The organism is Paenibacillus illinoisensis NBRC 15959, assembly GCF_004000925.1.
GTDB classification, from domain to species: Bacteria; Bacillota; Bacilli; order Paenibacillales; family Paenibacillaceae; genus Paenibacillus; species Paenibacillus illinoisensis.
Genome location: NZ_BIME01000011.1, coordinates 16,843 through 37,575, shown reverse-complemented (window position 1 = coordinate 37,575; position 20,733 = coordinate 16,843). Strand labels below are relative to the sequence as shown.

Below are 20,733 nucleotides of genomic sequence, written 5' to 3'. Positions count from 1 at the left end.
GTTCATTTTCACCTCCTATACTTGGTTTATCAAGAGGAGGTCAGAGATATGTACTTGGCTATTAGAGAGATGAGGTTTGCCAAAGGGCGGTATGCGTTAATTGCTACCATTATGGTACTGGTTTCATTTTTGGTACTGTTTGTTACAGGTCTTGCGCAGGGGCTGGCGTATGACAACGCCGCGTCGATCAAAAATATGGCAGCAACCCATTTCGTTCTCGAACAGGATTCTAATCATCGTTTTACCCGTTCGCAGGTGAATCAGGATCAGCTCGAACAGTCGCGCTCGGTGGTAGGGCAAGAACATGCAGAGCCGCTGGGTGTGAAAATGACAACCGTTAGCCCGGCTGACGACACCAAGAAAATAGATGTCACTCTGTTTATGGTGAACCCAGGAAGCTGGCTTGCGCCAACCGTCACTGAAGGAGTTCTGATGACGGATCAGAAGGACGGACAAGTTGTAGTAGATCAAAAGCTGTCGGAGTCTGGCGTGACCATTGGGACGGTTCTGGTGGATCAAGCGTCGGGGACGGAGTGGACAGTCGGTGGATTTGTGCAAAATGAGTCCTTCAGCCACTCACCGGTCGTGTTCCTGAATGAACAGGAATGGCTTGCTTTGCAAGGAAGTTCGCGTATTAGCCCAGATACAACCGGCAATAATGCTTCGTCATACAATGCCATTGCCATTAAGGATGCAGGTGAGAAGGTGGATAGCCTGAGTGCTGCACTGCCGAATGCGGAAGTGATTACGAAGTCCGATGCGGTATCGGCCATTCCTGGCTATAAGGAAGAGCAGGGGTCGCTGCTCATGATGATCGCCTTTTTGTTTGTCATCTCGGCGTTTGTACTCGCGGTATTTTTCTATGTCATCACCATTCAGAAAACGAGTCAATTTGGCATCTTGAAGGCCATCGGAACGCGCAATGCGTATCTGGCTGGCAGTGTGTCATTACAAGTATTACTTTTGTCCGTCGGCAGTTTGGTGATCAGTGTTCTGCTGGTCCGACTGTTTGAGTCCATCCTGCCAGCTTCGATGCCGTTTCAATTAGGCTTGTCCACCCTGGCACTGACCTGCATGTTATTTGTAATTATGTCTATGGCAGGTTCGTTGTTCTCGGTCTGGAAGGTTACCAAAATTGATGCGCTTGATGCAATTGGGAGGACAGCAGCATGAGAAACCGATTGGTATTGCAGGGAATTACACAGACCTTTGAGGATGGCGGGGTCAAACGTACGATTTTGGAAAAGTTGGATCTTGAAGTTGCCGAGGGGGAACTTGTTGCGGTTATGGGTCCTTCCGGGTCAGGCAAAAGTACATTTCTGTCCATTGCAGGTGCACTCCTTGAAGCAACGGAGGGGCAGGTTCTGCTTGATGGTGTATCCATCATGGGCAAAAACAAGCAGGACATTTCCGATGTGCGGCTTCAGCAGCTCGGTTTTATTTTTCAAAGTGCCAACCTCATTCCTTATCTGAAAGTGGAAGAACAGCTGATGGTCGTTGCGAAGCTTGCCGGAACGGACAAAAACAAGGCTGGGAAGCGAGTGGATGAGCTGCTTCATACGGTAGGTTTATCTCACCGTCGTAAAGCATATGCCGAGAAGCTGTCTGGCGGGGAGCGTCAGCGGGTTGCCATTGCGCGGGCATTGATGAATGATCCGGCTGTGCTGCTGGCGGACGAACCGACAGCCAGTCTGGATGCAGCACGGGGGCTCGATATTGTTGGCATGATTGCGAAGCTGGTTGCAGAGCAGGGCAAGAGTGCGGTAATGGTTACGCATGATGAGCGGGTTCTTCCGCTGTGTAATCGGGTTCTCTTTTTGGAAAACGGGAAACTGGTGCACAAATAAGGCGCATACCCTGAGACGAAATTGTTCTCTGTATCTATTATGAGAAAGGTCACCTATTCCATGAGGGAAGGTGGCCTTTTTTCTATCCTTTCATCTATAATTGGAGAAAGAATGAAGTGGAAGATTTTACTTTATCTAGAGAAGGGCTGATGCGGATGCAAAGCTTAAATATTGAACATTTTCCGGCACTGAGTGCCTCCATTCATTGGGGGACGGTGACTGCGGAGTTCAGGTTGAACGATATCGTGGATGAAGTGCTGGTGAGCAACGTGAGCATTATCCCGTTCGTAGGGAAGCAGTGCGTCGTGTTTCAACTGGATAATGGCAAATGGGAGCTGCCAGGAGGAACATTAGAACCTGGAGAGAAATATTCGGATGCATTAAAGCGCGAAGTGATGGAAGAGTTGGGTGCGGAGCTGCAGTCCTATCAGATATTCGGTCAGTTCTATTGCACATCTGGTGCCACTGAACCGTATCGACCACATATTCCACATCCTCATTTTGTGAGAGTGATTGGATATGGAGATGTTGAACTTGTAGGCAATCCGCTGAATCCGGTGGATGGAGAGCAGGTTGTTGCCGTAGAGCTTGTAGAGATTGCAGAAGCCATTCGGAGATTCCAGGAGCAGAATAGATATGATATAGCGGAGATGTACCAGTTGGCTTATGTATTGCGAGAAGAAGCTAGACGGTAAGAAACAGGGATGTGGTTCAGGTCGAAGACACACCTAATTTCATTTCAAACGGAGGTCAACGTGATTCGAGAACAAATTAACAAGATGTTAGACGTTTTGCCTGAAAGTGAACTGAATGTGGCGTACTCGCGGATCGAGCTTGTATACCGTAGATATATGTTTGAGCAAAATCTGGCGAATAAGGGAGTTCAGGTGACGGAGCTGTGTGAGGAATCGGAGGGCATTGTTAAGCAGTGGGATGAGGTATTTGCCGGCAATCTGGATGACGAGGCAAAAGACGCGATCTACTACAGCGAATATAAATGGCATATGTTTAGTTATAAGAAACAAGCGTGTTTAACGGGCGATTCAGCACGAGATGCTTTTGATGCCGAGCTCAAAAATGACTTATATATCATGTATCAACATACGCCGTTTATCCAGGTCTATGAGAATGCGAAAGCAGTCGTTGCGGCGGACTTTAATTCTGAACAAGATATCTATATCTTTGACCAGGAGTTTACCTGGACCTACGTACATACGCACGAAGACATGTGTGGGCCTTATTTTTATAAAATCAGTCCATTAAAGTAACGTTACTCAGCAGAATTCCATTTCAACGAATCATTGTGCAAAAGGAGATATCGCAATGCGTAAGAAGCTCGTTAAAATATCCAAACGCTTCCTGATTCTCATTTTGCTTATGGCCATACTTTCACTTATATTTCCGACATGGACACCAGGAATCAGGGGAGAGAACAGCATTAGCACGATGGGGCAAATCGAGATCAACGGTGCAGGTCATGAGGTTATGATTCGGGGAACGGATCGGGACAATCCTATCCTAATCTTTGTACACGGTGGTCCGGGATGCTCCGAAATTCCTTATGTCAGAAAATATCAGGAGGCGCTAGAACAGCATTTTACCATTGTGCATTATGATCAACGCGGGAGCGGAAAGTCTTATCACTTTCTGGAGGATTATTCGGAGTTGACAACGGATGTGCTTGTAGAGGATTTATTGGCATTAACCGATTATGTGACCGCGGAGCTTGGACAGGATAAAGTCAGTTTGGTTGGTCATTCATTTGGTACATACATAGGAACGAAGGCTGCCGCCAAGGCACCAGACAAATTCCATGCTTACATCGGTATTGGACAAGTTGCTGATCACGTGCAGAGTGAGTTGGACAGTCTGAATTATACCCTCGCTCAGGCGAAGCAGGCTGGTAATGCAGAGGACGTGGCAAGTCTGGAACGTCTACGAGGGTCAATTGAGCGAGGGGAGAAATATACGCCAAGGAATATGGTGCGCAAATACGGCGGTGCAGCCAGACAGATCGATGAAAATAGGGATTATATACTCGGCTTTCTGTTCGGTCCTGAATACAATGCACTGGATGTCATTCGATATTTCATGGGCATTCAGGCTACCCAGGAACTGCTTTTGAAAGAGGAATCAGGCCAGCACTTACCCGACCTTGTAGAAGAGCTGGAGATTCCGACTTACTTTGTCATGGGAAAATACGATTATATGACATCGGTGAATGCGGCACAGAAGTATTTCAATGAACTGAACGCTCCGAGCAAAGAGTTCAAGGTGTTTGAACATTCGGCGCACTATCCTCAGTTTGAGGAAAAAGAGCAGTTCGCTGCGTGGTTGATAGAGTTGTATAAGTCTTACTAATGATTAAGAAATTAGGGGGCTAGTATGTGAAGAGAATTGACGATAACATATGGAAACTCATTCTAAAACTGAATACCAAAGATATGTTGCCCGTATATGGCCTTAGAAGAAATTCATCACATTATAATTTAATAACCGCGATAAATCATTCGATAGCTCTGTTTGTCAGTGGTTCGTATGACGGTATAGTTGTTATGCTAAACAGAGCTAACAAGGAACTGGAAGCTAGAGACTTTGAAGAGACGGACTATATTAGGACGTGCAAAGAATACCTAAAGTTACTGAAGGATTATTTAGTTGAGAACCAATTAGTAGACCACAATACACAAGAACAATAGAGGGGACAAAAATGATCATGTCAATTCTAGAAAAACACCAGAAGTAGTGAAAATATTAGATCTTAGCGTGGGAAAGTAATTCACGGCATGTTAACGATAAATTCATCCTAATAATTAAGTATGGCGAGGGATTATGAGAATAATAAATGAATGTACGATTGCTGGAGTGCCTTGCTTACAGATAGATCCATACTTACCGCCTGTAGGCACAATCATCCTATATCATGGTTGGGGGTCCACTATACGAGACTATCTGTTTTTTGGATCAATGATTTCGGATTGGGGATATAAAGTAATCATTCCTGAGCTGCCTCACCACGGTGAACGTGGTAATCTAGCGTACTTTGATACCGTTATTTTACAACAACACTTTTGGTCAGTCGTGATTCAAGCGGTTGAAGAGGCAAGCGCTATTGTTGCAGATATCCTGAATACAGACCGTCATGTAGGCATTATTGGAAATTCGGCAGGTGGATTTATAGCAGGTGGAGTTTGTGCGACAAATTCAAATGTAAAGTCTGCAGTAATCATGAATGCTTCTTGTGCCTGGTTAAGGTCTGAGGAGATTTTTCGTCAACATGACGGTAGAAGTCCGATGATTGCAATCGAAGCCGAAAATATCAGGAAATATGATCCTTTGTTTAATATTAACGATTCTAATGACCAAGCATTCCTCTTGCTGCATGGAAAAGAAGATACAACCATTCCCATCGAAAGCCAGCGATACTTTATGGAACGCATGTCTGTAAAAGATAATCAAACATCACTTAAATTAGTGGAGTATGCAGGCGTAAATCATCAAATAACGTTGGGGATGCTGCAAGAGGCAAAAGAGTGGTTGGAGAAATATGTTCATGTAGAACGGTAACGCTTTGTTCGTTGATTTTTAACAGATACTCATGTGAGACAACAATAATTAACGGAAGGTATGTAACGTTATGAGCGATATTCAGTATAATCTGAATTTTGAGAAAGTGTGCGATCAATTAAATCTTGGTGACTTGATAAGTACACCCAAACCAATATCGGGTGGACTCTTACATCGAATGTATGTCATAGAGACAAGAAGAAATAAATATGCAATTAAGGCATTGAATCCACAGATTATGAATAGGTCTGAAGCTATGCAAAATTATATATATTCAGAGAAAATAGCAAATATGGCGAATAAACATGTTCCTGTACAACCAGCAAAAAGAATTAATAACTCTTCGGTCCATAACATAGATAATCAATTCTATCTTATATTCGATTGGATTGATGGTCGAAGTCTAGAACATAATGAAGTTACTAACGAGCATTGTGATCAAATGGGTACGATTCTTGCGGATTTGCATAAGATCGATTTTTCACAACTTGATATGGCAAGGCCACCAAAGGATGTTTCGAAAGAAACAGACTGGGCGTTTTATCTGAACAAAGGAAAAAATGAGAGTCTGGAATGGAATGAGCTTCTAGATTCAACGATCCAACAGTTGTATGAGTGGAATGCTAGGGCAAAGAGATCATTGCAACTCCTATCTTCAGATACAGTGATTAGTCACAGGGATTTGGAGCCCAAGAATGTGATGTGGCAGCATAATAGCCCAATAATTATTGATTGGGAATCGGCAGGCTACATCAACCCCATGCATGATTTGATGGAAACAGCTATGTATTGGTCCGTAGACAACACTGGAAATGTTGATAAAGACAGATTTTTAACCTTTATTAATGGATATCGTAAACGTGTGAGCTGCTTAAGTGCCGACTGGCGTATGGTTTTGGAAAGTGGTTTTATTGGGAAGTTAGACTGGCTCGAATATAGCCTGAGACGTTCGTTGTGGATTGAATGTACAGATCAAGATGAACAGCGAATGGGAACAGCACAAGTTATAGGTACTATAGAGGACTTAAAACGATATGATCGTATAATCCCAGAGGTTGAGAATTGGATGAGTATGTAACTCGGTAAGGAGAGATCCCAAATGACAAACGACAAAGGAACACTAAGAACATGTGAACATGGACATTCATATTACAAAAAAAGTGACTGCCCAACTTGTCCGATCTGCGAATCTGAACGTAAACCGAAAGAAGGATTCCTGGCCTTATTGTCTGCACCTGCCAGACGTGCCTTAGAAAATGAGGGGATTACAACGTTGGCTATACTTTCGAGATATACCGAGAAAGAGATCCTGAAGCTTCATGGTATAGGCCCATCTGCGATACCCAAACTTAGACAAGCACTGGACGAAGAGGGTTTGTCCTTTCCGAAATAACCCTCTCCACTCCAATGACCACTAATCCAGACGGGAAACCAATTCATCGATCGTCAACTGGTACAATAAATTCCCTTCACTAAGGAGCAGTCGCTGCTCGCGAAAATCCTGCCGTGCCTGCTTCAATGGTTTATTGGCTTCGTTGACCAATTCAATCTTTGCCCCTTCGTCAGTCGTCCTGGGGGATCGGTCCATCCGTAATTGCCGAATATGCCTTCGTCAAAGTAACTAGTCCAGATCGTTCCATTCGCTGTCAGCTGGACACTCTGAACAGAACAGAAAATCCCGAATTGAATTTCTATTCAATCAAACACTTTGGTATTCAGGCCATACTGTTCATTCCCGTAGTAGGTACAGCGTTCTACATAGAATTATAGAAGAAGTATACAAGGGGACAAGAGTCTGAGTTGAAGGCGTAGAACTTGTAATGAACTTCAGGGAAGTCGCAGAGCTTGAACCAACAAGGAAAAGTAATCTGGCGTAATATTTTAACGTGAACAGGTTAAGGAGGAATAGCCTTGAAGATCTTTCTAGTAAGACACGGCGCGGATGACGAAGGGTATCGAGGTGGGTGGAGCCGGCGAGGGCTTACGGAACAAGGGATCATTCAATCCGAACAATTAGGTAATTATCTGCATCATCATGCCGAGCAGTATGATATCCATACGATTATTAGTAGTGATCTTCCTCGTGCAGTACAGACGGCAAGGGAGATTGAGCAGAAATTAAATATTCCGAGCAGCTTTGTGAAAGATTGGCGAGAGATGAATAATGGATATTTGGCGGGCATGCTCCATGAGGAGGCTGAAAAGAATTACCCAGGAGTTTATTTCAATGCTCTTGAAATGGAATCTCCTTTTCCAGGAGGAGAAAGTCCACGGAATTTTTATAACAGAATCTGTGCATCTTTCGATACACTCTGCAGAGACATGGAGGAACAAAAGATAAAGTCCAACGTTCTGTTGATTACGCACGGCGGAGTGATTAATATCCTCTATTATCTGCTTGATAAGCGGGAATGGAGCAATAAATCCAGCTTTCATCCGATCGATCATACCAGTATGCACACGATTGAGAAGAGTGTGAACGGTTGGAGATTGAGCAGCATGAATATGGTGAGCCATCTGTATTGAATTTGGTTCAGAGGAGTTTCCAGTAAACTACAATTGCGATACAATGGAATGAATTGGAAGGTGGGGGTGATCATATGAGCGGTGAAACGAATGAGTTGTTGCGGAGCTTGCATGCATTGTCTGGGCCTTTCCCTCCTTGGGACATCCATCATTTGCCGGATCGTCCTGGGGAGTTATTTTTGGATTGGTTGCAAGGGGCAATCAAGACCAATGTGAAGGAACCTCATGCCATGACAATTTCAACGGTAGATCAAGATGGCTATCCGGATGCGCGCGTATTGATTTTGAAAAATGTTATTGATGAGGCGTTTTACTTTGCATCAAGTTCCGAGAGTCGGAAAGGAATGCAGTTGGAGGAAAACCCGCACGTGGCACTGACATTTTATTGGCCTGCGCTCGGGAGGCAGGTTCGTATAAGGGGTACAGCTGCGGATATGGGAAATGAAGCAGGAGCAGATGATTTCCGGAAACGCTCGGCTGGAGCCAGAGCGGTTGCCATGACAGGGCGCCAGAGTCAGGAATTGGAGAGCGAGGAAGTATTGAATACTTCCATTGAAGCTCAGAAAGAACGGATTCAACGTGAACCGGATATGGTTACGCCCCATTGGCGGTTATATGCTGTGAATGCTCGAGAAATGGAGTTTTGGCAGGGGGATTCGGGGCGAAAACATACACGAATTCGGTACGAGCTGCAAGATGGGCAGTGGAAGCAGCACAGATTGTGGCCATGATTTTTATATTAAAAGAACGTACATTATCTAAACGAGTTCAGTATGTTTCTTTATTCTAATACTCTAGGGAGGGACGTGTATGAATACGATTGAAAGATATTTTGACCCATTTCCCGTATTGGAAACCGAACGAACCTTACTTCGCCCTCTCACCTACGATGATCTGGACGATATGTACAGCTATTGCTCGGTTCCTGCCGTTGCCGAATTCACCACGTGGGAAGCTCATCAGAGTAAGGAGGATACCAAGGGCTTTATCGATTTTGTCATGAACCGTTATGAGGCGGACAAGCTCGGGCCCTGGGGAATTGTGGATAAACAGTCCAAAAGGCTGATTGGCAGCTGCAATTATTTAGGCTGTGACAGCAACAGTATGAGAGTAGAATTGGGCTATGTGTTGTCCGACCAGTATTGGAATCAAGGCATCATGACTGAAGTAGTGAGCAAGATCATTCAGTTTGGATTCGAGGAAGTAGGATTGGAACGAATTCAAGCCAGATGCATGGTGGATAATACAGGTTCGGCCAAGGTGATGGAGAAGGTAGGCATGAAGTTCGAGGGAATTTTGCGAAATTATATGAAGGTAAAAAATGAGCTTCGGGATTTGAAGATGTACGCCATTCTAAAAGAAGATATCCATTCGGTATAGTACATGAGCGTGCTTGAGAGGGTTGTTATAGTTGAGCAAAGGAATTCTATATTTTGTTTTATTAATCACTTTACTGAGTAACACAAACACAGAAGTATCCAATGAAATTTCACTGGATTCAAATCAATCTCTTGCGTCAGGTGTTTTTACCGAATCAGAGTTTCAAATTCAAAACAAAACGAAGGATGTTACTGTGAAAATCGGTGATACCCGAGAAGAGGTTGAGCGAAAACTAGGAAATTACGTGGATTATTATGCTCATACCAACGTATATGAGTATCGTAATAATGTGAGCATCCACTATAAAACTGGTATTGTGGACGGGATTATGATCTATGATACAGCTATGAACCCCCGAAAATTCAAAACTCCAAGAGGAATAGGCTATGGCAGTACATATCAAGATGTAATCCATCAATATGGAAGAAAAGCTTTTATGGATTCCAAAAAAGGAAAGGTCACCAGTATCACATACGCTTTTGAGAAAAATAAACAAGGACAATACAACACGATAACATCATTCGATCACCTCGTTCTGGAAGGTGGATACGAAAATGTAAAGATCTTATCCATGGCTTTCGATCAGAAGGGACGCTTGTCATTTATGATGATTGCAGAGCATGAATTTGCATACCATCCTGAATGGAATCACATAGAGTAAGGAGGTAACAAGGATGGCAATCATCGGGCAGTATATGGCGGTTTCTCAGGAGGAGATCCTGGAACTCTCACAGGGAAAGCGGTCATTTGAGGAGTTGAATCGGAACGATTATGAAGGGCTGGATATCGATAGATCCTGGGAAGGAGTTCACTTCCTGTTATGCAACGAAATAGACAACGGTAGTCCTCCCGAAGGATACGTTGTGCCTTTATTGGATGACCAGTTTCTTGATTTCTTGGATTTTGGTGCGTTCTATCTCCATGATGAGCAAGTGAGAGAGGCTGTTACCTATCTTAATGCATTGACACCAGAGGAACTCAGAAAAAAATACACAAGCGAAACGTTCGTGAAAGAGAAGATTTACCCGCTTTTCTCAGAGGAGGACATAGAAGGATTCTGGGAGTATCTCAAAATGAATCTGGATAACATTGCAGCGTTCTACCGAAAGGCAGCTTCCCAAGGGCAAGGCATCATATTTTATATTATCTAATCTAAATGTTTGTACGAATCTGACCCACTCCCGAACATCGGAGAGATGGGTTTTATTTTATTTTTCATCGTACTTAGCGTACATAATGTCATATCCGAACCCTGCATGCTTCCGCTATAATCTCCAGGTTGTAATCACATGGGATGAAGGAACCAGGAGGTATATGGAATTGACCGCAAAAAACAGATATAAATCACTCGAGCTGGAAACGCCCGGGTTATACGAACTGGAAGGGCTGGAAGTCGGGGTGACTTCCAATTGCAATTTCAAGTGTGACTATTGCTGTGCCTATAACCGGGATGATGGACAATGTATTGATGCACAGGAAGTTATTCGGATCATCGGTGAGCTCCCAAGGTTGAAACGCGTGCGTTTGTCCGGGGGAGAAGTAACACTCAAGTATCAGGATTGTCTGGATATTGTTACGTATTGTGCAGCTCATGGAATCGATACGCAATTGAATACAAATGCTAGTTTACTGACGGAAGAGCGAATTCATGCGTTGCGTGATGCAGGGTTGTCCAATATTCATATTTCGTTCAACTATACCGATGCGAATGCCTATTCCACCTATTATCGTGTGCATCCCCGCATGTATGAGAGGCTGGAGCGGAATATCCGGTTGTGTACGGAAGCTGGGCTGGAGACAGTGCTGGAAACCCTGCTGTTTGAGGGAACACAGTCGAATATGCTGGCCATTAGCCAAAAGGTCTATGATCTTGGTGTACGGATTCACGAGATTCAGAACAGTATCATGATGTCCCACAGCGATTGGAGCAGCATTGTTTCCAGGGAATCGCTCGTTCGATCCGTAAATGAGCTGATTGAAACCAAGCAGGAAGACACCACCTTATACTTCACCTGTATGGATCGCTTTGCTGATTTGTTGGAGCTACACGAGCAGCCAGGCGTGTATTTCTCCAATTGTGTGGACGGAACGAAGCAGCTGCATTTGCATGGCAACGGAGATATTCTTATCTGTGAGCTGTGTCATCCGGTTGTGATCGGCAACATCTACCATGGAACACCATTGAACGGAATTTATGCCAAGCAGCCGCCCGCATTAGCAGATTTCCTGGAGAAGCGGCCATGTCCTGCGTACGATGCACTATTTGCAGGTGAGTAGGTGAAGACAGGAGGGAACCTATCGGGTCTCATGATTGAAAGGAGTCTGGTCCCATTCTTGTTTATGCCAATCTTATTTCGAAGTCTTTCATAAATGTATCCATTCGTGTGAAGGTTATCTGCCCCCTAAAAGGGAGGAGGTGACCTTCTTTTTTTGCCTTTGGATAGGTTTCAGATTCATTTAAGCTATCCCGCCTATCATGGCCTTAAGAACTTAGATGATGAAGAGGTGGCTTCAATGATGAGAATGTATGATAAACCCAATCCGAAAGATCCACATAGAAAAGCAATCCCGAATAAAAGGCGTAAATGGCTGATTGCCACGCTTGTCGTTATCCTTGGAATCGGCGGAATTGTCTACAGTCTGGCTGACCGTTATCTGATTCGGCATGTGGAAGTAGTCTTGGCGGATGATAACGCTTCGGCCACTAGCAGCAGTGCAAATGATGCGTCAAACGCAGCCGCAGAGGTCAATGCAACCTCAGATGACTGGAACTATTCCAGTGACGATATGCAGGTGAGCATCGAGAAGGTGCAGACCGGCTCCGGTGCAGATCAGATTACGTATTACGTTGCAGATGTGCAGATGACGGACGCAAGCAGTCTGAAATCGGCTTTGGCGGATAATAGCTTCGGCACCAACATTACGGAGAACACCTCAGAGATTGCTGCAGCGAACAACGCGATTTTCGCTATTAATGGTGATTACTATGGTTTTCGTAGTGATGGCGTAATTATTAGGAACGGTACGGTATACCGGGATGATCCGGTTCGTGATGCGATGGCACTGTTTGCTGACGGGACGATGAAGACGTATAACGAGACGGAGGTTTCCTCTTCGGAGCTGCTGGCCGAAGGTGCAACCAATACGCTGTCGTTTGGACCCATTTTGATTCAGGACGGGGAGATCGTAAGTGATTTTAGCAGTGTAAAAATCGATAACAACTTCGGTAATCGTTCCATTCAGGATGCGAATCCGAGAACGGCCATCGGCATGATTGCTCCGAATCATTATGTATTTGTTGTCGTGGACGGACGGCAGGATGACAGCCGGGGAATGACGCTGGCAGAGCTCGCGGATGTAATGAAGGGCCTGGGAGCAACAGAGGCCTATAACCTGGACGGCGGTGGTTCATCCACCATGTATTTCATGGGCAGAGTCGTGAATAATCCTCTGGGCAGAAATCAGGAACGCGGCGTAAGTGACATCCTTTACCTCAAGGAGGGACAATCATCATGACCATATTAATTCCATCCTACGAACCGGATGTGCGTTTATTAAATCTAATTTTGCAATTGCAGACGTTCCAACTGGGGCCGATTGTGATTGTGGATGATGGCAGCGGGCAGGAATTCCGAGGGATTTTTGAGACGGCTGAGGCGTATGGATGCACCGTGCTGACTCATCCGGTGAATCTCGGCAAGGGACGAGCACTGAAGACAGGATTCCAGTACATCAAAGAATTCGGACCACAAGGTGGGATCGTCTGTGCAGACAGTGACGGTCAGCATCTGCCGCATGATATCCGGCGTATCTTCGATGTACTGCTGGAGCAAACCGCACCAGGTATTGTACTCGGAAGCCGCCGCTTCAGCGGCACGATTCCTGCACGCAGTCGTTTCGGTAATACCGTCACACGAGCGGTCTTCTCTTTCACAACGGGGACCAAAGTATATGACACACAGACCGGTCTGCGTGGTTTTCCCTATTCGATGTTGGACTGGTTATGTGAGATCCCGGGTGATCGTTTTGAGTATGAGATGAACATGTTATTAACTGCACGTAAAGAGGGATACGAAATCACCGAGGAGTTTATTGACACGGTATATCTGGATCATAACCAATCCTCTCATTTTCGCCCGCTGGTAGACTCGTTCCGCATTTATATGCCGATTCTCATGTTCAGTACATCATCGGTACTGTCCGCGCTGATCGATTTTGGACTGCTGTTCGTTATTCAGTACTTCACCCATAATCTGTTTCTATCGGTCGTTACAGCGAGATTATGCAGCTCCATCTTCAACTATACGATCAATCGGAAATATGTATTTTCAGCCGGGAAAACGTCCAAGGTGCGCCAGTCATTACCGAAATACTTTTCATTGGTCATTCTGGTACTGCTATTAAATTACGGACTGCTATACTTCTATAACGAAAAACTGATTATCCCCCTCATCGCGGCCAAAGTGCTGACGGAGGTGTCCATCTTTTTGTTCAGTTATTGGGCACAGCGCAAATTTGTCTATTAACACAGAGAGAGTGAGCGTATAGCTTGCTCTCTTTTTTCAATCAAAACCGTTTCAAAAGAATATCCTGCGCTTCTTGGTAACAAAAAAAGGTCGAGAATAGGGCAGCATACCCTTGTTCTCGACCTTTTAAACTCAAAGGAGGACGAGCGTTACATCAGCCTCTTAATCTCATCCTTCAGGATTTCGGACTGGGTGCCGAAGATGACCTGCACAGCTCCGCCACCGAGCCTCATGACGCCGGAAGCGCCAAGCTGTTTGAGCGCCTGGTCGTTGACCGCTTTGTCGTCCCTAACAACTAGCCGGAGGCGAGTGATGCAGGCGTCGATGCTCTCGATATTGTCTGCGCCACCGATCTCCGCGAGCACTTTGCTAGCCTTGGTGTCGGCAGACGCCGCTGCCACGGCGGAAGCATTAGTGGGGGCATCGGCATCATTAGCGTCATCCTCGCGTCCCGGCGTTTTCAGGTTGAACTTGACAATCATGAACCGGAAAAGGAAATAATAGACGACCGCAAATGCGAGTCCGACCGGGATCATGAGCAGCGGATTGGTCGACAGCTTCATGTTCACGAGGTAATCGATCAGACCTGCTGAGAAGGCGAAGCCCAGCTTAACATTCAGCAGGTACATGATCAGGGCCGCTGCACCGGTAAGAATAGCGTGCACCACGTACAGCAGAGGCGCCGCAAACATGAAGGAGAACTCGAGCGGCTCGGTAATACCCGTTAAGAACGAAGCCACCGCTGCGCCGATAAAGATCGAAGCGACCATTTTGCGCTTTTCAGGCCGGGCTGTATGAATTAAGGCAAGCGCCGCCGCCGGAAGAGCGAACATCATAATCGGGAAGAAGCCAGACATGAACATGCCTGCCGTAGGGTCTCCGTTGAAGAAGCGGGTCAGGTCGCCGTGCACGACTTCCCCGGCTGCATTGGTATAATCTCCGATCTGGAACCAGGCGATGGAGTTGAGGACATGATGCAGACCGAGCGGGATGAGCAGGCGGTTGGCGATCATGAACACCATGGAACCAACGCCTTCAAAGCCTACAATCCAGGCGCCGAAAGCGCCAATGGCATCCTGAATCGGGCTCCAGATCATGCCGAACAGGATGGCCAACACCAGCATGGAGCCGGCGGTGACCATCGGCACAAAGCGTTTGCCGGAGAAGAAGCCGAGCCAGTCAGGAAGCTTGATATTATGGTATTTTTTATACATATAGGCTGCAAGCAGTCCGGCAAATATCCCGCCCAATACGCCCATATCCAGCTTGACATCGTCAGGAATATAGCCGAATACACCTGGAACGGCTCCCAGAATCCGCGTCAGCACCATATAAGCGATCAGGGCGGAAAGCGCTGCGACCGCATCCCCCGCCAGTCCGATTGCCACCCCAATGGCGAAGATGAGCGCAAGGTTGCCGAAGATCGCCCCCGCTCCCTCATTCAGGAATGGAACTACATAGTGATTAAGAAATCCCCCGATCACGGGACCGAGCGGAATGTCCTTTTCATAATTAAGAAGACCGAGGCCTTGAAGAATTCCTGCCGCAGGCAGGGTTGCTACAGGAAGCATCAAGGATCTTCCCAGCTTTTGCAGTGCTTTCAGCATATTGTTCTTCCTTTCTTTTTTTGATTTAGGTTATTTGGACAAGCTGACCTTCATGATCGTTTCCATGCCTGCTTCTACGCTGCCATACTCCGGGTGCGACTCCCACGGCTGTTCTGCCGCATTCGCAACGATGACAGGGGTGATGACCGGATAACCGGCCGAAGTGATCGCATTCAGGTCAAATTCAATCAGGGTCTGACCGACAGCGACCTGATCCCCGGTCTGCACTTGGGGGGTGAAGCCCTGTCCTTTCAGGCTCACAGTATTCATACCGATATGCAGCAGCAGCTGCAGCCCGGAAGCATGCTCAATCATTACGGCATGGTGCGATTTGATCAGGTGCACCACAGTGCCGTCGATAGGGGCGACCAGCCTGCCCTCCTGGGGAATCACTGCAACTCCCGGTCCCATAAGTCCTTGCGCGAACGCTTCGTCAGGCACTTCTTCCAAACTGACACAGGTTCCGGTGAGTGGGGAGGCGACGGATATCGTTTCAGATATTTTGGCAGATTTGTTGTTTTTCCATTTCCAGATCATTGTGTGTTGTCCTTTCTGTTGTTGGTTTTGGCATGGGTTTGAAAAAGCCGATATAAATGCATGGCGAGAAAGGCCGTTTCTTCCTCGGGTACCTCTTTACCCAAATCCTCGGCCATTACAGCGCTCAGTTTTCTGGCCAGCTGGTATTCGGACGGATATTCATTTTTCACATATTGTGCGAAGGTGGGGGCCGCCATCGGCTGCTGATACAGGCGTTCCATGGAGAAGCGCAGATGTATCATGAGTCTTGCCTGGCTAAGCCTGCCCTGGTCAAATCGAACGCCACCCTCCTCTTCAATAATGGACTGAAGCTTGCTGATCACATTGGATACCTTAACCAGCTGTCCGACAGGGACGTGATTTACGGAGGAGTACACATGGTATGTCAGGAACCCGGCCTCATCCTCCGGTACCTCTACGCCAAAGGCCTCTCCGATCATGGCCGCTGCTTTCGAGGCAAGTTCGAACTCTTTCGGAAAACTGAGCTTTGTCTCCGTAAGGAAAGGATTCAGAATCTCCATCCCGTTGCGGATACGATATAAGGTGAACTGAATATGACTCGGAAGAGCAAGGTAGATCTTGTCATTCAGCTTGCCGGGAAATTGATCAGCGATTAGACGGATAATCCGGTCAGAGATGTCGATGACATTGGGGTCCAAGTCCTTCATCAGCTCCTGCGCCTGCCCCCACTCCTCCCGGTCTTCCAGCCTGAACCTTTTCTCAATCCGCGGATCATCGGCCTGGACGGTGCTTTCCACCTTGAACGCAAATCCCAACCCTTTGCCAATCAGTACATACTCCTTGGTATTCTGGTGCGACCGGGCCAGAACAATATTACTGCCGACGACCCGCTCCACCTGCAGAATAATTCCTTTACTCACGGTTCACCGCCTCCTCGTTTTTAAAGTTAACGCTTTCATGCCTCCGGAACGCAAAAAGAGCCAAGAAGCGAGTATAGTCTCATGTTCGCTTCTTGGCTCATGCCCTCTGGGGGGGTAACACGCCAATTCATTTTATGTTTTATGCAGAACGTTCTTCCTACATAATATAGAACCAGATCTGCCACCGTCAACCATAATTTTGTCATCCGTCTGTTCGTCATTTAATATAGGAAATGTGTAAGTGAAAGGTACCTGCCGTATTTGATAAAAAAGAAGCCATGATCACCTTTTAAGGTGAAATGAGCCCAATCCGTTGTTGATCGAGTTCGGGTATATGGAGCAAATCTAACAAGAATAGGAGTATGCCTATGTATCTTCGAAGTGTGGAGTTACTGTCTGATAAAGTGGAAAATCTGGATCAATATCCGTTTCATATACCTGCAATAAAGTCCCTGCAGAGATTGGAATTCAGGAATAACATTACTTTTTTTGTCGGCGAAAATGGATCGGGCAAATCCACACTGCTGGAGGGAATCGCTCATCAATGTGGGTTTAATACAGCCGGGGGCGGCAGAAATAACGTTTTTGCGATGCATGCTTCGGAATCCTCATTAGGGGATTATCTGCGACTGGCCTGGCTGCCCAAAATTTCGAACGGTTTCTTCATGCGATCGGAATCCTTCTATCAATTTGCATCCCATGTTGATGAGGTGGGCTCTCTTGAATACTATGGCGGGCGTTCGCTGCATGAGCAATCCCATGGGGAGTCCTTTCTCAATCTGTTTGTGAACCGCTTCAGCTCCAAAGGCATCTACCTGCTGGATGAGCCCGAAGCCGCGTTATCTCCTGCCAGACAGCTATCCTTGCTGCGCATTCTCCATGACCTGTCTGGAACTTCTCAATTCATTATCGCAACACATTCTCCCATTTTGCTGGGTTATCCGGATGCAGACATATTGAATTTTGATGATAGCTGTATTCAAAAGATAGCTTATGAAGATACGGAACATTACCAGATCACGCGAAGCTTTTTGGAGAATCGGCATCGTATGCTGGACGAGCTGTTCAAGGATTAATGAAGGAAGTGATTCAGATGTATGCAATTAATCTGTCTGATCCATATATGACGGTTACCATTCAGCAACTAAAATCAAAAGAAGAGGCTAAGGAAATATTTCTGGCTATGAAAAAGTTTGCAGAAGAAGGTTTGAATTTTGTGGTATACACCCGCGATACTCGGAAGGAGATCATTATTGCTGGCAAGGGCGAGAAAGATCTCCATGAATTGATATCACGTCTTAGAGACGAACTCGATTTGGAAATAGACGCTTTAGAACCGCAAGTTCTCTACAAGACATCGATACAAGAAACAGTTCAATCCGAAGGAAGGTACATAAGACAGTCGGGAGGGATTCATCAATACGGTCATTGTTGGATTGAGCTTCAACCCAAATCCAGAGATGGCGGTTTTGATTTTACAAATGGTATTGTCCATGATCATGTAATTCCTCATGAGTATATTCCTTCTATCAGGAGCGGAATCGAAGAAATGACGGTTAGAGGTATACTTGGCCATTTTCCGGTGGTAGATGTAAAAGTAACACTTTTGGATGGATCGTTTCATTCATTCGACTCTAAAGGAATGTCGTTTAAAATTGCTGCGGCTTTGGCATTCCGTGATGGCTTTGAACGAGCAAACCCTATACTTCTCGAGCCTATAATGAGAGTGTCCATGACGACAATGAAATGTGAAATTTCGGATCACTTGCCAGTATTAACTTCACTTAGAGCACGTAATATTAATGTTAATTCAGAAAATGGAAAAAACGTAATTGAAGCAGAAATTCCTTTGAAATCTTGGTTGAGTTTCCGCAAACAAAGTCACGAATCTAATGTAGTAATGGATATTAATGTGATTGAGTTTGGGTATTACGACGAAGTTCCTGAGTATCTTTACAAATCAATAATCCAGGAATCGAATTTGGAAGGGGCCAATTATACGGATTTATTTAGCTGGGAGAAGTGGGGAAAGGATAACGAGAAAAGGTATTTGAACGATTTTGTAGATTCATTTTGGGAGGAGAGTTGATCATGAGTTTCAAATTAGTATTGCTGGACCAACTGGCTGCCTGTCATCATGATAAGAGCTGGTTTATACCGCTGGATGAGATGTTACGTGATGTAACCGCTGCTCAGGCTGCATGGACGAATGAGGAAGGTCAAACCATCTGGAGGCTGGTGCATCATCTGATATTCTGGAATGAGAGATGGCTGGATCGTTTTATCCAAGGTGAAGTAAGAATGGATCATCATATAAATAATGATGAAACGTTCTATGTGGACCCTTCCCGCGTTAGCGAAGAGGAGTGGCAGAAGAGTATTGAACGAGTCGGCTCTACTTTTCTTAAATGGATTCAGGCCGTACAAGAAAGTGATGATGCAAAATTGGCGCTGACCATCCCTTCCTATTTCAATGCTCCGTGGTGGAACGTCATATCGAATGTGTGCATTCACAATGCGTATCATATTGGGCAGATTATGATGCTGAAAAAGAAAGTCATGACCTCAGCATAACAATAAGTTGCAGCAGATTTAGAGGAGTCCCGCCTGAAAAATCGAATACATATATTGGGAGCGTTCTTCATTTAGAAGCACCAATAAGGCAGTAAATCAAAATTTCAAGGAGTGTTCGGATGAAAATAGGTTTTCTGATTGTGGATATGCAAGAGAGTGTTGTGCGAGGTCGAGTGGAACAGAAAGGTATAGACTACGCATGTGAGTATATCAACCATGTTACAGATGTGCTTCGTTCAAGTGATCATGTGGTGGTTCATGTGCAAGACGTCGAAGGGATGGAAGGATCATCTCCGGAGGAATATCGGATTATTTCCGAGGTGAATGTCGATGAGAAGGATCTCACCGTTACCAAAGAAAGCTCCAATGCATTCTGGCAGACAGAGCTGGAGTCCATACTGAAGAGTCATGGTGTTGAGCTCGTGATCATTTCCGGTTTTGCCGCAGAGGAATGTGTTCTATTCACTTATAATGGAGCGATGGAGCGAGGATTCAGACCCGTTATGCTGCAAAATGGGATTCTCAGCACACATCAGGAAGCGGTGACGTCGACCTACAGAGATCGGAATGTAATTTCATATCCTGTAGTAGACTATCTAATCAAATAAATGAGAATATCCATGGATGCGACGAGGTCGTATCCATTTTTGCTATACATGGCAGGTCCGTCAGACAGGACTACAAGCTTACGAACATAAGCATCTTCGCAATTTCCAAAACATGGGTTATGATGGGTGGATAGGAAGCAAAAAGTTAAATTCAATAGGCTGGGAGATACGCATATGCCGATGATTCATAACTTTGTTATTGAGAATAAATTAGATGTAAATGAGGATGTCCATACTTCTTATTCATGGGACAGAAATGGAAAATTACATAAAAACGGACTCACGCCAGACAACCAGGCCCACCTGGACGACAACTTCATTTCGTATATACATGATTCACTCCAATGGTTAGAGACCAGGAATCCATCCACTGGTGAGAGATTAAGGGGACTGAACAATTACGGCATTACAGTTATTGAAGAGGAACAAGTATTGCAGAGGTTTTATCAGATCTTGAATGGATGGATAGATTTATTCAATTCAGCACCTTATTCAATCATACTCAGAGGGGATTTCTGTATTGGTGATGGGGATGAAAAAGGTCACTACAAGAAATGGGTGTACAACAAATCTGACTTAATAACTGAATTAAAAAAACTTGCCAGGATGGCACTACATACTGTTGAACATGGAAAGTGTATTGTGCATTTTGGAATATAGGATTAGAGGGTTCATCTTTG

General features: G+C 45.4%; 26 protein-coding genes. 22 read left to right on the top strand and 4 right to left on the bottom strand.

The window, feature by feature from the left end; genetic code table 11:
• Nucleotides 1-48: 48 nt before the first annotated feature.
• The 9 genes from PIL01S_RS22770 to PIL01S_RS22730 all read left to right on the top strand — a co-directional run bounded on the left by PIL01S_RS22770 (nucleotide 49) and on the right by PIL01S_RS22730 (nucleotide 6,807).
• The gene (locus PIL01S_RS22770; RefSeq protein WP_127539519.1) at nucleotides 49-1,173 is read left to right on the top strand and encodes an ABC transporter permease; all 1,125 of its coding nucleotides are present in this window, start codon (nucleotides 49-51) and stop codon (nucleotides 1,171-1,173) included.
• Entirely contained in the window at nucleotides 1,170-1,847 is a 678-nt protein-coding gene (locus PIL01S_RS22765; RefSeq protein WP_127539518.1) for an ABC transporter ATP-binding protein, read from the top strand. Before PIL01S_RS22770 ends, PIL01S_RS22765 begins: the two co-directional genes overlap by 4 nt.
• Before the next feature lie 155 nt (nucleotides 1,848-2,002).
• Nucleotides 2,003-2,542 (top strand): NUDIX hydrolase, encoded by a 540-nt coding sequence (locus PIL01S_RS22760; protein ID WP_246058518.1) that lies wholly within the window; start codon nucleotides 2,003-2,005, stop codon nucleotides 2,540-2,542.
• Nucleotides 2,543-2,602: 60 nt separating this feature from the next.
• A complete protein-coding gene (locus tag PIL01S_RS22755; protein ID WP_246058517.1) occupies nucleotides 2,603-3,115 on the top strand; it encodes a DUF4275 family protein in 513 nt (170 codons plus the stop codon).
• A gap of 55 nt (nucleotides 3,116-3,170) precedes the next feature.
• Nucleotides 3,171-4,208, top strand: coding sequence for an alpha/beta fold hydrolase (locus tag PIL01S_RS22750; protein ID WP_127539516.1), 1,038 nt, complete (start codon nucleotides 3,171-3,173; stop codon nucleotides 4,206-4,208).
• Between the two features lie 26 nt (nucleotides 4,209-4,234).
• Entirely contained in the window at nucleotides 4,235-4,546 is a 312-nt protein-coding gene (locus PIL01S_RS22745) for a hypothetical protein (RefSeq protein ID WP_127539515.1), read from the top strand.
• 133 nt (nucleotides 4,547-4,679) lie between these two features.
• Complete coding sequence (locus tag PIL01S_RS22740; RefSeq protein ID WP_127539514.1) at nucleotides 4,680-5,414, top strand: alpha/beta hydrolase; 735 nt, start codon at nucleotides 4,680-4,682, stop codon at nucleotides 5,412-5,414.
• 70 nt (nucleotides 5,415-5,484) lie between these two features.
• The gene (locus PIL01S_RS22735) at nucleotides 5,485-6,492 is read left to right on the top strand and encodes a phosphotransferase (RefSeq protein ID WP_127539513.1); all 1,008 of its coding nucleotides are present in this window, start codon (nucleotides 5,485-5,487) and stop codon (nucleotides 6,490-6,492) included.
• Nucleotides 6,493-6,513: 21 nt separating this feature from the next.
• Nucleotides 6,514-6,807: an RNA polymerase alpha subunit C-terminal domain-containing protein gene (locus tag PIL01S_RS22730; RefSeq protein WP_127539512.1), complete on the top strand. Its 294-nt coding sequence runs from the start codon at nucleotides 6,514-6,516 to the stop codon at nucleotides 6,805-6,807.
• Between the two features lie 21 nt (nucleotides 6,808-6,828).
• Here PIL01S_RS22730 and PIL01S_RS30090 read toward each other — a convergent pair whose 3' ends face one another.
• Nucleotides 6,829-6,957 (bottom strand): hypothetical protein, encoded by a 129-nt coding sequence (locus PIL01S_RS30090; protein ID WP_281280817.1) that lies wholly within the window; start codon nucleotides 6,955-6,957, stop codon nucleotides 6,829-6,831.
• Nucleotides 6,958-7,325: 368 nt separating this feature from the next.
• Here PIL01S_RS30090 and PIL01S_RS22725 point away from each other — a divergent pair, with 368 nt between their 5' ends.
• The 8 genes from PIL01S_RS22725 (at nucleotide 7,326) to PIL01S_RS22690 (ending at nucleotide 13,846) form a co-directional block, all read left to right on the top strand.
• Complete coding sequence (locus PIL01S_RS22725; protein ID WP_127539511.1) at nucleotides 7,326-7,940, top strand: histidine phosphatase family protein; 615 nt, start codon at nucleotides 7,326-7,328, stop codon at nucleotides 7,938-7,940.
• 74 nt (nucleotides 7,941-8,014) lie between these two features.
• Entirely contained in the window at nucleotides 8,015-8,671 is a 657-nt protein-coding gene (locus tag PIL01S_RS22720) for a pyridoxine/pyridoxamine 5'-phosphate oxidase (protein ID WP_127539510.1), read from the top strand.
• A 79-nt stretch (nucleotides 8,672-8,750) separates the two neighbouring features.
• Entirely contained in the window at nucleotides 8,751-9,320 is a 570-nt protein-coding gene (locus tag PIL01S_RS22715; protein ID WP_127539509.1) for a GNAT family N-acetyltransferase, read from the top strand.
• Between the two features lie 31 nt (nucleotides 9,321-9,351).
• Nucleotides 9,352-9,981 carry a hypothetical protein gene (locus PIL01S_RS22710; protein ID WP_127539508.1) on the top strand — a complete coding sequence of 210 codons (630 nt, stop codon included), beginning with the start codon at nucleotides 9,352-9,354 and terminating at the stop codon, nucleotides 9,979-9,981.
• 13 nt (nucleotides 9,982-9,994) lie between these two features.
• Entirely contained in the window at nucleotides 9,995-10,471 is a 477-nt protein-coding gene (locus tag PIL01S_RS22705; protein WP_127539507.1) for a YfbM family protein, read from the top strand.
• Between the two features lie 169 nt (nucleotides 10,472-10,640).
• On the top strand, nucleotides 10,641-11,597 hold the full coding sequence (locus PIL01S_RS22700) for a radical SAM protein (protein WP_127539506.1): 957 nt from the start codon (nucleotides 10,641-10,643) through the stop codon (nucleotides 11,595-11,597).
• A 240-nt stretch (nucleotides 11,598-11,837) separates the two neighbouring features.
• Nucleotides 11,838-12,836 (top strand): phosphodiester glycosidase family protein, encoded by a 999-nt coding sequence (locus tag PIL01S_RS22695; RefSeq protein WP_246058516.1) that lies wholly within the window; start codon nucleotides 11,838-11,840, stop codon nucleotides 12,834-12,836.
• Entirely contained in the window at nucleotides 12,833-13,846 is a 1,014-nt protein-coding gene (locus tag PIL01S_RS22690; protein ID WP_127539504.1) for a bifunctional glycosyltransferase family 2/GtrA family protein, read from the top strand. The genes PIL01S_RS22695 and PIL01S_RS22690 overlap by 4 nt, the downstream gene beginning before the upstream one ends.
• 149 nt (nucleotides 13,847-13,995) lie before the next feature.
• Here the strand turns inward: PIL01S_RS22690 and PIL01S_RS22685 are convergent, their stop codons facing one another.
• The 3 genes from PIL01S_RS22685 to PIL01S_RS22675 are packed head-to-tail and all read right to left on the bottom strand — an operon-like array spanning nucleotide 13,996 to nucleotide 16,871.
• Complete coding sequence (locus tag PIL01S_RS22685; RefSeq protein ID WP_127539503.1) at nucleotides 13,996-15,453, bottom strand: PTS transporter subunit EIIC; 1,458 nt, start codon at nucleotides 15,451-15,453, stop codon at nucleotides 13,996-13,998.
• A 30-nt stretch (nucleotides 15,454-15,483) separates the two neighbouring features.
• Nucleotides 15,484-15,990, bottom strand: coding sequence for a PTS sugar transporter subunit IIA (locus PIL01S_RS22680; protein ID WP_127539502.1), 507 nt, complete (start codon nucleotides 15,988-15,990; stop codon nucleotides 15,484-15,486).
• Entirely contained in the window at nucleotides 15,987-16,871 is an 885-nt protein-coding gene (locus PIL01S_RS22675; protein ID WP_127539501.1) for a PRD domain-containing protein, read from the bottom strand. The genes PIL01S_RS22680 and PIL01S_RS22675 overlap by 4 nt, the downstream gene beginning before the upstream one ends.
• Nucleotides 16,872-17,239: 368 nt before the next feature.
• Here PIL01S_RS22675 and PIL01S_RS22670 point away from each other — a divergent pair, with 368 nt between their 5' ends.
• The 5 genes from PIL01S_RS22670 (at nucleotide 17,240) to PIL01S_RS22650 (ending at nucleotide 20,713) form a co-directional block, all read left to right on the top strand.
• A complete protein-coding gene (locus tag PIL01S_RS22670) occupies nucleotides 17,240-17,947 on the top strand; it encodes an AAA family ATPase (protein ID WP_127539500.1) in 708 nt (235 codons plus the stop codon).
• 17 nt (nucleotides 17,948-17,964) lie between these two features.
• A complete protein-coding gene (locus PIL01S_RS22665; protein ID WP_164764315.1) occupies nucleotides 17,965-18,960 on the top strand; it encodes a translation factor GTPase family protein in 996 nt (331 codons plus the stop codon).
• A 2-nt stretch (nucleotides 18,961-18,962) separates the two neighbouring features.
• Nucleotides 18,963-19,445, top strand: a complete 483-nt coding sequence (locus PIL01S_RS22660; RefSeq protein WP_127539498.1) for a DinB family protein — start codon at nucleotides 18,963-18,965, stop codon at nucleotides 19,443-19,445.
• 119 nt (nucleotides 19,446-19,564) lie between these two features.
• On the top strand, nucleotides 19,565-20,053 hold the full coding sequence (locus tag PIL01S_RS22655) for a cysteine hydrolase family protein (RefSeq protein WP_127539497.1): 489 nt from the start codon (nucleotides 19,565-19,567) through the stop codon (nucleotides 20,051-20,053).
• Between the two features lie 174 nt (nucleotides 20,054-20,227).
• Nucleotides 20,228-20,713: a hypothetical protein gene (locus tag PIL01S_RS22650; RefSeq protein WP_127539496.1), complete on the top strand. Its 486-nt coding sequence runs from the start codon at nucleotides 20,228-20,230 to the stop codon at nucleotides 20,711-20,713.
• Nucleotides 20,714-20,733: the final 20 nt, after the last annotated feature.